A 12,369-nucleotide genomic window follows, 5' to 3' on the forward strand; every position below is an offset into this window, starting at 1 on the left:
ACCGCGGGCGCGCGGCCGCCGGACCTGCGGCACCGCGGCCGTCAGCCCTTGAGGCCGCTCCTCGTCAGCGACTGGATGAAGGTCTTCTGCGCGCACAGGAACGCGAGCAGCACCGGAAGGACCGTGATGACATTGCCCGCCATCACCGCCGACCACCTCGTGTGGTGCTGGCCCTGGAACGTGGTCAGGCCCAGTTGCAGGGTGAACCGCGCGTCGTGGTTGATGGCGATGAGCGGCCAGGAGAGGTCGTTCCAGGTGGCGAGGAAGGTGAGGACCGCGACCGTGGCGAGCGCCGGGCGGGCGAGCGGTGCCACGATCGAGACCAGGACCCGCAGCCGCGAACAGCCGTCGATCCAGGCGGCCTCCTCCAGCTCCCTCGGCAGCGAGAGGAAGAACTGCCGGAAGAGGAACACCGCGAACGGGGTGACCAGGGACGGCACGATGAGCGCGCCGAGGGTGTCGATGAGCCCGAGCCACTTCATCACCAGGAACGTGGGGATCATGGTCAGCTGGAACGGCACCGCCATCGTCGCGAGCATCAGGGCGAGCAGCAGGCGCGACCCGGCGAACCGCATCCGCGCGAAGGCATAACCCCCGAGCGCGCCGAGCACGAGGTTCGAGGCGACGGCGACGCCCGCGACGACGCAGGAGTTCAGGAACCAGCGGGGGAACATCGCGTTGCCGAGGACGTAGCGGTAGCCACCGAGGTCGAAGCCGTGCGGCCACAGCGCGGGCGGGAAGCGGTTGATCTCGGCGTCGCTCATCACGGAGCTGACGATCAGCCACACGAGCGGCAGCGCGAAGCCGGCCGAGAGCGGCGCGAGGAGGAGGTGCCACGGGCTGAACGGCAGCCGTCGCCGGCGCCCGGTTCTTCGACCGGACGCGTTCACGGCGTCGGCCGTCGCCGACGTGGCCATGGCGGACGCGCTCATCGGCTCGCTCCCTCAAAGGGCCCAACACCCTTGCCATCGACCGGACTTGGGCCCGTGCGTCGACGATGGCGCTGATAGACGCGCAGTACGACGGCCGCCGCGATCAGCCCGACCGCGAGGACGTAGGCCGCGGCGGCGCCGTATCCGGCGGTGAAGTTCTGGAAGGCCTGCTCCCAGACGAAGTAGACGATGACGGTGGTCGCGCCGAGGGGGCCGCCCTTGGTGGTGACGTAGACGAGGTCGAAGACCTGGAGAGCGGTGATGAACTGCCACAGGACCAGGAAGACGGTGACCGGCGTGAGCGAGGGAAGGGTGACGTGGCGGAGCACCTGGCGCGGGTTCGCCCCGTCGAGCCGGGCCGATTCGACGAGTTCGGCGGGTACGTCCTGGAGCGCGGCGAGGTAGACGATGACGCAGAAGCCGATGCCGCTCCACAGGGAGATGAGCAGCAGGACGGCGAGGGCCTGGCCCGGGTCGTCGAGGAAGCCCTGCGGGGAGATCCCGATGTGGTGCAGGAGCGCGTTCGCGACGCCGAAGTCGGGGTCGAAGATGAAGGCGAACAGCACGCCCTGCGCGGTGGCGGACACCACGAACGGGACGAAGACCAGCGTGCGGTAGAGCCCGACGAGACGGATGCGCCGGTTCAGCGCGAGGGCGAGCCCGAGACCCGCGGCCAGACTCACCGGGACGTAGACGCCCGCGTAGATCAGGGTGTTCCTCACGGCGGTGCGGAACGCCGGGTCCTCGCCGAGGGCGCGGTAGTTGTCGAGCCCGACCCAGCGGCCCGGGGTGACCAGGTCGTCCGCGCGGAACGACAGCAGCAGGGACCACAGCAGCGGTACGACGCCGAGGCCGATGATCACCAGGACGGCCGGGCCGATGAACGCCCAGGCGGTGACGGCCTCGCCGCGCGCCCGGCGCCGCCTGGCGGCGCGGACGGCCCGGTCGCGGTCGAGCGTCCGGTCCGGGTCGAGGGTGAGCGGCCGTGGGGTGCGCGGGCGCGGGGTGCGCGGCCCAGTGGTTCGCATCTCGGGGACCCTTCCGGTCAGGGGGTCGGCTTCAGCGCGGGATCAGCAGGGCGGCGTCGGCCTTCTCCGCGCAGTCGCGCATGACCCGCTCCGGGGTCGAACGCCCGAGCAGTACCGTCACCACGGCCTCGCCGACCGCCTGCGAGATCGCCGGGTAGGCCGGGTGCACCGGGCGGACCCGGGCCGACTCCAGGGCCTTGGTGAACGCCGGGAGGCCCACGGTCCGGGCGGAGTGGTCGAGCCACTCGGGGCGGTGCGCGCTCTGCGCGCTGAGCGGCAGGCTGCCGGCGCCGATGTCCCAAGTGACGTCCTGGTCGGGCGCGTTGAGCCAGCGTACGAATGCGACGGCGGCCGCGGAGCGTGCGGTTCCGTTGTCGAACACCGTCCAGGTGTCGGGGCCCGAGATGGTGACCGGGCGGCCGCTGTAGGAGGGCAGGGGCACGACGGTGTAGTCCGTCTTCGCGGCGATGACGTCCGGCAGTGACCAGGGCCCGCCGAGCACCATGCCCATGCGTCCGGACAGGAAGACCTGGTACATCTGGGCGCTGCCCGGCTTGGGGTCGACATAGACGCTGTCGCCGGTGGCGAGCGACGCCACCGTCTCCAGGGCCCTGGGCCCCTGTTCGGCGAAGCCGATGCTCTTGCCGTCCGGCGCGATGATCTCGCCGCCGAGGTCCCACACCATCGGCCAGAGCCGCCAGGTGGTGTCCTCGTCGCCGACGCCGGGCCAGCCGGTACCGAAGACGCCCTTGGAGGGGTCGGTGAGCCGATGCGCGGTGTCGACGAACTCGGCCCAGGACCAGCCCGGTTGGGGCAGTGCGAGACCGGCGCGCTGGAACAGGCGGGTGTTGCAGATGACCGCGAGGGAATCGACGAGGGCGGGCGCGGCACGCACCCTGCCGTTGATGGTGACGGCCTCGCGCAGCGAGGGCCAGTAGTCGTTCCAGGGCACGGGCCCGGGGGCGCGCAGCGCGCTCGTGAGGTCGAGGACACGGGGGCTGCGGGCGATGCTCGCGATGTCCGAGCCGAAGACGTAGGCGATGTCGGGGTAGGAGCCGGAGGCGAGCGCGGCGGTCACCTTCTGGAGCATCACGTCGGCCGTGGCGCCCCCACCGGCGTCGACGTGGATCGCGGGGTGGGCGCGGTTGAACTCGCCCACCAGGGCCTCGATGGCCTGCTTCAGGGTGTCGGTCTGCCCGTGCCACAGCTCGACGGTCACCTTGCCATCGGGCCCGACGCCCCCGCCGGAGGACCCGCAGGCCGTCAGGCCCGGTAACGCGACCGCGCCCAGCGCACCCCCGGCCCCGGCCCTCAGGAACGCACGGCGGCCGGGGCCCGGGTGGCGGGCCGGGCCGGCGGAGCGATCGATCGCCGGGCGGGGCGAAGCCTGGTCGGCGCAGGCCCGAGCCGGGACCGCGCGGGGTGAAGCGGCGGAGGCGCTCGGCGGGACCGTGCGGGGCGAAGCCGGGTCGGCGGGCATGGTCCGCTCCATCCCTCGCGGGTACGTCCCCGCCTCGGGCCCGGCGTCCGGTCCCTGGCGACTCGGGCCGGCCCGGGACCCCGGTCGGGGCCTTGCCGGCTGGGCGCACCTCTGGCGGCGGAACCGCACCGCGGTCCGGGCCACTGTGGGATGAAAGCGCCCCGCGCGGCCGGACGTCAAGGGTCGCGCACCCGTCCGCGGAACCCCGCGGGCGACGACGCGGGGCGGGACCGGACCGGCTCCGGCCCCGCCCGTGCGGGTCAGCGGTCGACGGCGTCCAGGGCGCGCCGCGCCATCGGGTGGCTGCGCACCAGGCCGGCCAGGGTGGTGGCGCCGCGGGTGATGTCCGCGAAGGCCTTCCACGCCGGGCGGAAGCCGGTGATCGCGGCGTGCAGCAGCAGCGGGCGCTTCTCGAAGAGGGTCAGCATCCGCCGGCCCACCCCCATTTCGACGCCGAGCCCCGCCTTGATGGCGAACGCGTAGTTCAGCGCCTGGCGGCGGGCGTCCACCGCGTCCTGCGACTCGGCGATGCGCACCGCCCACTCGCCGGCGAGGCGCCCCGAGCGCAGCGCGAAGGAGATGCCCTCCCGCGTCCACGGCTCCAGGAGGCCCGCCGCGTCACCGCAGACCAGGACCCGGCCGCGGGACAGCGGCGAGTCGTCGCTGCGGCAGCGCGTCAAGTGGCCGGAGGAGATGGCCGGTTCGAACCCGGCGAGGCCGAGCCGGGCGATGAAGTCCTCCAGGTAGCGCTTGGTGGCGGCGCCCTCGCCGCGCGTCGAGATCACGCCGACGGTCAGGGTGTCGCCCTTGGGGAACACCCAGCCGTAGCTGCCGGGCATGGGGCCCCAGTCGATGAGCACCCGGCCCTTCCAGTCCTCGGCGACGCTCGGCGGTACCGGGATCTCGGCCTCCAGGCCCAGGTCGACCTGCTCGGTCTTCACGCCGACGTGGGCCCCTATGCGGCTGGCGCTGCCGTCGGCACCGACGACGGCCCGCGCGAGGACGGTCTCGCCGTCGTTGAGGACCACGGCGACCGTGCGCCGGTCGGGGACGGCCGAGCCGTGCTGCTCGACCTTGGAGACGGTGGCGCCCGTGCGGATCACCGCGCCCGCCTTCTCGGCGACGGCCACCAGTCCGGCGTCGAACTCCGGCCGGTTGATCAGGCCGAACAGCATCGTCCTGGACCGGCGGGTGCGCGTCAGCTTCCCGTTGAGGGAGAAGGTGACCGCGTGCACCCGGTCCTGGAGCGGCAGTTCGAAGCCGGGCGGCAGGGCGTCGCGCGAGGGGCCGATGATGCCGCCGCCGCACGTCTTGTAGCGGGGCAGCTCGGCCTTCTCCAGGAGCAGCACCGTGCGCCCCGCGACGGCCGCCGCGTACGCGGCCGAGGCTCCGGCGGGTCCGGCGCCGACCACGACGACATCCCAGACGGGCCCCTCACCGGGCCCGGTCACCGATTCGGCGGCGGGCTCGCCCTGGTTCTCCTCCAGCGGTCCGTCCGTCCCGGCGTCTGTGTTCTCGCTGCTCACGATGTGCCTTTGCTCCCCGTCCGACCAGTGGCCCGTATTGACGACCGCATCCTACGGGGCAGTAGCCCCGCCCTCCCGTCCTGGCCCGCTGTGGGAGGATCGGCCTCATCTCCGTCGTACACACACGCACACCAGCGCGTGTCCGTACTTACAACGTCGCACCCACGAGGAGCGTGCCCATGACCGCACATCCGATCGCCGAGTCCGTCGCATCGCTGATGCCCCGTGCCAAGGCGGAGCTGACGGAGCTGGTCGCGTTCCAGTCGGTGGCGGACGAGGCCGTGGCACCCAGGAGCGAGTGCGAGGCCGCCGCGAACTGGGTGGCCGAAGCACTGCGCACCGAGGGCTTCCAGGACGTGGCCCTGCTCGACACCCCCGACGGCTCGCAGTCGGTCTACGGCCTGCTGCCCGGTCCCGAGGGCGCGCCCACCGTGCTCCTGTACGCGCACTACGACGTGCAGCCGAAGCTGGACGAGTCGGCATGGCTGACCCCGCCGTTCGAGCTGACCGAGCGTGACGGCCGCTGGTACGGCCGCGGCGCGGCGGACTGCAAGGGCGGGTTCATCATGCACCTGCTCGCGCTGCGCGCCCTCAAGGCCAACGGCGGTGTCCCGGTCTCCGTCAAGGTGATCGTGGAGGGCTCGGAGGAGCAGGGCACGGGCGGCCTCGAACAGTACGCAGAGGCGCACCCCGAACTGCTCGCGGCGGACGCGATCGTGATCGGCGACACCGGCAACTTCCGGGTCGGCCTGCCCACGGTGACGGCGACGCTGCGCGGCATGACGATGATCCGCGTACGCATCGACACCCTCGCGGGCAACCTCCACTCGGGCCAGTTCGGCGGCGCGGCCCCGGACGCGCTCGCCGCGCTGATCCGCGTCCTGGACTCGCTGCGCGACGAGCACGGCCAGACGGCCGTCGAGGGCCTGCCGTCCGACTCCGCGTGGGACGGGCTCCAGTACCCGCAGGAGGAGTTCCGGCAGGACGCGAAGGTCCTCGACGGGGTGGCGCTGCCCGGCACCGGCACCGTCGCCGACCGCATCTGGGCCCGCCCGGCCGTCACGGTCGTCGGCATCGACTGCCACCCGGTCGCCGGTGCGACGCCGTCCATCCCGGCCACCGCCCGCGCGCAGATCAGCCTGCGGGTACCGCCCGGTCAGGACGCGGCCGAGGCGACCGAGCTGCTGTACGCGCACATCGAGAAGCACGTGCCGTGGAACGCCCGCGTCTCCTTCGAGCAGGTCGGCCAGGGCCAGCCGTTCCGCGCGGACACCAGCAGCCCGGCGTACACCTCGATGGCCGAGGCGATGGCGGTGGCCTACCCGGGCGAGGAGATGCAGACCTCCGGCATGGGCGGCTCGATCCCGCTGTGCAACACGCTGGCCGCGCTCTACCCGCAGGCCGAGATCCTGCTGATCGGGCTCAGCGACCCCGAGGCACAGATCCACGCCGTGAACGAGAGCGTGTCCCCCGAGGAGCTGGAGCGCCTGTCGGTCGCGGAGGCGCACTTCCTGGTCAACTACGCGGATTCCAAGCGGAGTTGATCCCTTCCCGATGACGGGGCCGGGCGATGTCGGGGCGGGCCGAGTGTTCAGCGCTCGGCGGACATCGCCCAGAGCGTAGATCCGTGCGGCCGGCTTCGTCACGGCCGTACGTTCGCCGCATGGATACGGTACAAGTCCTCCCCCGCCTGCACATGTTCCGCTTCCCCGTCGGCCAGGCGTATCTGTGGCGCGACCGGGACGGGCTCACGCTCGTCGACGCGGGTGCCGCGGACGCCGCCGCGCCCATCGAGCAGGCGATCCGCGAGCTCGGGCTCGACCCGGCCGCGATCCGCCGGATCGTGATCACGCACGGACATCGCGACCACTTCGGCGCGGCCGGCGAGCTCGCCGACCGGTACGACGCCGAGGTGATCGCGCACCGCCTCGACGCCCCGGTGATCAGGGGCGAGGCGCCGCTGGCCGAGCCGGTGCTCCTGGACTGGGAAGTGCCGCTGTACGAGCGGGGGTTGACGCTTCCCGAGGCGCCGCCGACCCGGGTGGACCGCGAGGTCGGCGACGGCGACGCGCTGGGCTTCGGTGACGGCGCGGTCGCCGTCCACTGCCCCGGTCACACCGACGGCTCGATCGCGGTCCATCTGCCGCGCCACGGCGTCCTGTTCACGGGCGACAGCGTGGCCGGGGTCGGGCGGGTGATGCTGGGTGTCTTCAACACCGACCGGGAGCGGGCGCTCGCCTCGTTCCGCCGTCTCGCCGCGCTCGGCGCCGACACCGTCTGCTTCGGGCACGGCGAGCCGCTGACCGAGAAGGCCCAGGAGGTGCTGCGGGCCTCAGCCGACCGGGACTCCGGCCTCCAGGTTGAGCACGGTTGACCGCTCCCGGGCCCGCAGCGCCCAGCGCAGCCGCTCGAAGCGGACGGGCGGCAGCAGTTGGGCCGCCTCCTGTTCGCTGACGAAGCGCCAGCCGCGCAGTTCGGCGCCCGGCAGCAGGACCTCTCCGGCCCGTGCGCTCTCCAGGCGTCCGCCGTCGAACAGCAGCCGCAGGCCGCCGTATCCGGGCGGTCTGGGCGGTTCCCAGTCGACCACGAGGAGCCGTGGCACATGGCCGAGCCGGACGCCGAGTTCCTCCTCGACCTCGCGCACTCCGGCCCGGGCGGGCGCCTCACCGCGCTCGACGACGCCGCCCGGGAACTCCCAGCCCGGCTTGTAGGTGGGGTCGACGAGGAGCACCCGGTCCTCCTCGTCGAAGAGCAGCACCCCGGCGGCCAGCGTCTCGGCGGTCGGCTCGGGGGTCTGCACGATGTCGCAGGCGCGGGCCGCACCGGAGCGGACCGCGTCGGCTATGCGCTCGGCGGTCGCGCGCGGGGTGAGCGTGCCGTTGTCGACGGCGTAGGCGTCGGTGGCGAGCCACCCGAGCGCTTCCTTGAAGGGTTCGATGTGTTCGTAGGCCCAGGTGCGGACGCGCTGCTCGTCGGCCTCGGGATCGTCGGGACATTCCACGCGCGCCGCGATCCGCCCGCGCAGGATCGTTTCCTCCTGGGTGAGGAGCACATGCCGCACCGGAATCCGGCGGGCCGCGAGCCCCCCGAAGATCTCGTCCCGGTACTCCTGCCGCATCAGGGTCATCGGCACCACGAGTACGCCGCCGACCTCGGCGTGCAGGGCGGCCGCGCCGTCGACCACGAGCCGCCGCCAGATCGTCAGGTCCTGGTAGTCGCCGACCTGGTCGAGCAACTTCTGCGGCAGCAGATGCCGCAGCGCCCCGCCGATCACCTCGGGGTCGTAGAACGTGCTGTTCGGGATCAGGTCGATCAGCTCGCGCGCGGTGCTCGTCTTGCCCGCGCCGAACGCACCGTTGACCCAGACGATCACGGTTCCCCCTCTTCGTAGCCCCCAGTGGACTGCCCGCAACACCCTGCCACGGAAACCCCCCGAGAGGCTCCGGCCGTCCTTGATCGCGCATACAACTGTGGCCGGGCTGTTGCTTGCCGGGTGCCACCGTCGGGCCCCCAAAAGCGTCCTGATGTACGAGCACCGGCCACGGGGGGCCGTAACGCCGACGGTGGAAACGTCGTTGTGCGAGTGCCAAAAGAGACACAAGGGGGCGCGAAAAATGCGTCGGACAGTACTGGAACGTTTTCCCGCGGGCGGCCCGCGCGGCCACTGGCCTGCCGAGGAGTTCGCGCGGGACCGCAGGAACGAGGGGCTCGCGGCGGAGGTCGTGATGGACCTGGAGAGCGACGCCTTCCTGGTGGTCGTTCCGCGCCCCGCACCGGAGCCGGCCGTCTGACGCACGGGCGGCCGGTCCCCCCGGCCGCCGCAGGGCGACGTCCGATTTCCGCCGGTCGCGGCGGACGGCGGGCGCGACCCTCGATGTGCAGCACCACTCGGGCCCCGGGCCGTACGCCCGCCGCCCCGCACATCGGAGGGTCCCCATGTCCAGCACCCGCACGGCCGACCGCGTGAGCGCGGGCGACTGGCCGAGGATCGTCGAGGAACTCGACGCCCACGGCTGCGCGCCCACCCGGCGTCTCCTCACCCCGGCCCAGTGCCGGTCCCTGGCCGACACCTACGACCGCACCGAACGGTTCCGCTCGACCGTCGACATGGCCCGGCACCACTTCGGGTCCGGGCAGTACCGCTACTTCGCCGAGCCGCTGCCCGACCTGGTCCAGGAGCTGCGGGCCGCCTTCTACCCGTTGCTGCTTCCCGTCGCCCGCGACTGGGCCGCGCGCCTCGGACGGCCCGCTCCCTGGCCCGACACCCTGGAGGAGTGGCTGGCCCGCTGTCACGAGGCCGGGCAGGGCAAGGGCGCCCAGATCCTGCTGCGTTACGGGACCGGCGACTGGAACGCCCTGCACCGCGACCTGTTCGGCGAGGCGGTCTTCCCGCTCCAGGTCGTCATCGGCCTGGACGCGCCCGGCACCGACTACACGGGCGGCGAGTTCCTCCTCGTGGAGCAGCGGCCGCGCGCGCAGTCCCGGGGCACCGCGACCCTGGTGCCACAGGGCCACGGGCTGATCTTCACCACCCGGGACCGGCCGGTACCCTCCCGGCGCGGCTGGTCGGCCGCGCCGGTGCGGCACGGAGTCAGCGCCGTGCGCTCGGGCCGGCGGCACACCCTCGGCCTCGTCTTCCACGACGCGGCGTAGGACTGGCCCCTCGGGTCCGAACTCCCTCAGAAATCACCGTAGTTGACCTGCCAGGTGGGCAGGCCCAGGCGGCGCCACACGGCGACGACACGGTCACGGTCGTCGAGGCTGACGCGCACGGCGAACCGGTGGCGCACATGGGCGTCGAAGAGCTCCGCCTTCACCACGTCGTCGCGCCGCCCGTCACCGGCCGGCCGCATCCACAGCTCGTCGTACGGCACGTCGTGCGCGGCGAGCCACGCCCGGGTCTGCGGCCGGTACTCCTCGCCCCGCCCCGAGAGCAGCACGATCGTGTCCCCGTGCGCCTGCCGGAAGCCGATCAGGGCGTCCCGGACGGAGCCGTTGAGGCCGTCCTGCTCGCAGCGCGTGAAGTCGTACGGGTTCCGGTTGAGGTTGACCGCGAGCGTGCCGTCGATGTCGCACATCACCGCGCTGGGCAGGGACGTGTCCGGCACGTAGGGCACCAGCTCGGCGAGGACGACGGTGTCGTTCATCCAGGCGTCCGTCAGGCGCCAGCCGCCCCGCACCGCCTTGGCGTGCCGGTCCGCGAGCAGCCGGATGATCTCCTCGCCGACGGGGTTGGCACGGGCCGCGTCGCGGCGCAGGCACTCCTCGACGGGCACGTTGGTGAAGTCGTGCACGACGAACCGGGCCCGCCCGACCACGGCCGCCTTGAGGCGCTTGGGGATGTGCGAGGTGAGATGGGTGTTGTCGACGACGACGTCGAACCCGGCCGCGATCGTCTCGCGCACCGCGGCGTCCTGGACCGCAAGGACGCTCTGCTCGGCGGTGTGCGACCGCTCCCGCCGGTTGCCCGCGTCGTCGAACATGCCCCGCAGGTCGTCGAGGTTGACGCGCCGGCACCGGCCCTCGGACTCCGCGACGAGCTTGCGGGCGGCGGTGGTCTTGCCGGAGGCGGGCAGTCCGGTCATGACGTGCACGGTGGGCATGGCAGGAGTCAGCTTTCTTCGTCGTTCGTGAAAGGGTCGGCGGCCGTCGGCTTGACGGACCGCCAGATCATCAGGTCGATGTCCCGGCCGTCGAGCAGCTGGAACACGGCCGCCCGTACGGTACTGTCCGGGATCCGCTGGGCGGCGCGGGCGAACGCGCCCCGGTCCTGGGCGAGATGGGCGATCTCGCCGAACCGCTCGGCGGCCAGCCGGGCCGGCTCGGCGGCCTGCGCGTCCAGACGGGCCGCGACGCCCTTCACCCAGGTGTCGAACTCGTCCGGGACCTGCTGAAGCATAGCTTCCAGCGGGTCGGCGCCGTCCGCGGCGAGTTCGGCGATCTCGCCGGGGCCGCAGCCGAGCGTCTGCGCCACCCGCTTGGGGTCGCGTCCGGCGAACCGGCGGATGCCGAGGAAGCGCCAGATGTCGCGCTCGGTGATGCCGGTCAGCACCTTGTGCAGCCGCACGTACTCGCTGATCTTCGCCTTGACCCGGAGCCCGGACGCGTACCGGACGACGTAGCCCTCGGCGTCGGTGCCGGTGGCCTCGCGGCCGTCGGCGTGCGCGTTGGAGCCGGTGCGTTCGATGAGTTCCGCGAGCGCCATCGGGGGCCAGGCCCGGGCGACGGAGCCGACCGGCGCCCAGTCCTGCGCGGCCCGGGACAGCTCGATCTCCTCGCCCGTCGCCTCGTACGCGGCGAGCAGCACGAGGTCGCGCCGGCCCCCGTAGTCGACGACTATCCGGTTCTCCGGGTAGAGGATCTCCGCGAGGTACGTCACCCCCGGACGCAGCTTGCCCGTGTCCCGCGCGTCCAGCCAGGCGCTCGCCCAGGTGGCCTGCTCGGACGCGAAGGACCCCCGGGAGGCGGCGCGCCAGCGCCCGTCGTAGTGGAAGACGATCCCGAGCGAACCGTCGACCTTGTCGAACACCTCGAAGGGCTCGTCGGGCAGCGGGGGCGCGTAGGGCCGGCCGACGCCGTGCTCGCCCACGTTGAAGAACTTGGGCAGGCAGTGCGCGACGACCAATCCGCGCAGATCGTCCACGACGAGGCCGCGGCAGCGCGTGGTGACCTCGTCCCACGCCTGCTCGTACTGGCACGCCCTGCTGTACGAGTAGATGGAGAGCGGCAGTTCGGGATGCGCCTTGCGCACCACGTGCCCCGCGGCGACGGCGGAGGCCAGTCCCGCGGACGGAATGAGACGGTCGAGGTCGATCACTGCTGCTCCAGAATGGGTGGGCTGTCGACAGCAGCTTGACCGCGGGGCGGCGCATGGGCCACGCATTTTCGATCTGCGTCGCGCACCGCCCGCAACCCGGGCGATATCCCGTGGCCGAAGCGCCTGACCTGCGGCTACGGTCGACTCCCAGGACGGTCGGCACAGACCGTCGGCACAGGCCGTCGGCCGACCGAGAGAGGTCCCCATGACCAGCCCGCGAGCGACGACGACCCTGTGGCGCCCCACCGGCCCCCGGGAACTGGAGCTGGTCCGGGACCTCGATTTCCGCGCCTGGCCGCGCCGGCTGCCCGAGCAGCCGATCTTCTACCCCGTCCTCAACGAGGACTACGCCGTCACGATCGCGCGGGACTGGAACGTCCGCTTCGACGGGGCGGGCTTCGTCACCCGTTTCGAGGTCGACTCGGAGTTCGTGCGCCGCTACCCCGTCCGCCGGGCCGGCGGCCGGGACATCCTCGAACTGTGGGTGCCCGCCGAGGAGTTGGATGACTTCAACGCCCACATCGTCGGCCGGATCGAGGTCGTGCACGAGTTCCGCTGAGCCGGGTTTCCCCGGCGGCCGCGGGAC

The 12,369-nt window shown here is 72.7% G+C and carries 12 protein-coding genes; 5 read left to right on the forward strand and 7 right to left on the reverse strand.

What is annotated here, in order from left to right:
- Positions 1-41: 41 nt before the first annotated feature.
- From IE267_RS23030 to IE267_RS23045, 4 genes are all read right to left on the reverse strand, one after another.
- On the reverse strand, positions 42-917 hold the full coding sequence (locus tag IE267_RS23030; RefSeq protein WP_229861396.1) for a carbohydrate ABC transporter permease: 876 nt from the start codon (positions 915-917) through the stop codon (positions 42-44).
- An 11-nt stretch (positions 918-928) separates the two neighbouring features.
- A complete protein-coding gene (locus IE267_RS23035) occupies positions 929-1,960 on the reverse strand; it encodes a carbohydrate ABC transporter permease (protein ID WP_189764529.1) in 1,032 nt (343 codons plus the stop codon).
- Between the two features lie 31 nt (positions 1,961-1,991).
- Positions 1,992-3,275 carry an ABC transporter substrate-binding protein gene (locus IE267_RS23040; protein ID WP_229861397.1) on the reverse strand — a complete coding sequence of 428 codons (1,284 nt, stop codon included), beginning with the start codon at positions 3,273-3,275 and terminating at the stop codon, positions 1,992-1,994.
- A gap of 425 nt (positions 3,276-3,700) precedes the next feature.
- Complete coding sequence (locus tag IE267_RS23045; RefSeq protein WP_506417450.1) at positions 3,701-4,927, reverse strand: geranylgeranyl reductase family protein; 1,227 nt, start codon at positions 4,925-4,927, stop codon at positions 3,701-3,703.
- Between the two features lie 218 nt (positions 4,928-5,145).
- Between IE267_RS23045 and IE267_RS23050 the strand changes: the two genes are divergently transcribed.
- Together IE267_RS23050 and IE267_RS23055 are read left to right on the forward strand one after the other, a co-directional pair.
- On the forward strand, positions 5,146-6,510 hold the full coding sequence (locus IE267_RS23050; RefSeq protein ID WP_189764531.1) for a dipeptidase: 1,365 nt from the start codon (positions 5,146-5,148) through the stop codon (positions 6,508-6,510).
- A gap of 119 nt (positions 6,511-6,629) precedes the next feature.
- On the forward strand, positions 6,630-7,340 hold the full coding sequence (locus IE267_RS23055; protein WP_189764532.1) for an MBL fold metallo-hydrolase: 711 nt from the start codon (positions 6,630-6,632) through the stop codon (positions 7,338-7,340).
- Here the strand turns inward: IE267_RS23055 and IE267_RS23060 are convergent.
- Complete coding sequence (locus IE267_RS23060) at positions 7,299-8,339, reverse strand: NUDIX domain-containing protein (protein WP_167155610.1); 1,041 nt, start codon at positions 8,337-8,339, stop codon at positions 7,299-7,301. The genes IE267_RS23055 and IE267_RS23060 overlap by 42 nt on opposite strands.
- A gap of 241 nt (positions 8,340-8,580) precedes the next feature.
- Between IE267_RS23060 and IE267_RS23065 the strand changes: the two genes are divergently transcribed.
- Complete coding sequence (locus IE267_RS23065) at positions 8,581-8,757, forward strand: DUF8839 family protein (RefSeq protein WP_167155607.1); 177 nt, start codon at positions 8,581-8,583, stop codon at positions 8,755-8,757.
- 145 nt (positions 8,758-8,902) lie between these two features.
- A complete protein-coding gene (locus IE267_RS23070) occupies positions 8,903-9,619 on the forward strand; it encodes a 2OG-Fe(II) oxygenase (RefSeq protein WP_189764533.1) in 717 nt (238 codons plus the stop codon).
- A 26-nt stretch (positions 9,620-9,645) separates the two neighbouring features.
- Here the strand turns inward: IE267_RS23070 and IE267_RS23075 are convergent, their stop codons facing one another.
- Together IE267_RS23075 and IE267_RS23080 are read right to left on the reverse strand one after the other, a co-directional pair.
- Positions 9,646-10,569 carry a phosphatase domain-containing protein gene (locus IE267_RS23075; RefSeq protein ID WP_189764534.1) on the reverse strand — a complete coding sequence of 308 codons (924 nt, stop codon included), beginning with the start codon at positions 10,567-10,569 and terminating at the stop codon, positions 9,646-9,648.
- Positions 10,570-10,577: 8 nt separating this feature from the next.
- A complete protein-coding gene (locus tag IE267_RS23080; RefSeq protein ID WP_229861383.1) occupies positions 10,578-11,783 on the reverse strand; it encodes an RNA ligase in 1,206 nt (401 codons plus the stop codon).
- Between the two features lie 205 nt (positions 11,784-11,988).
- Here IE267_RS23080 and IE267_RS23085 point away from each other — a divergent pair, with 205 nt between their 5' ends.
- Positions 11,989-12,342, forward strand: coding sequence for a hypothetical protein (locus tag IE267_RS23085; protein WP_189764536.1), 354 nt, complete (start codon positions 11,989-11,991; stop codon positions 12,340-12,342).
- The last annotated feature ends 27 nt before the right edge of the window (positions 12,343-12,369 follow it).

The sequence above is a fragment of the Streptomyces xanthochromogenes genome, from assembly GCF_014650455.1.
Classification (GTDB): Bacteria; Actinomycetota; Actinomycetes; order Streptomycetales; family Streptomycetaceae; genus Streptomyces; species Streptomyces xanthochromogenes.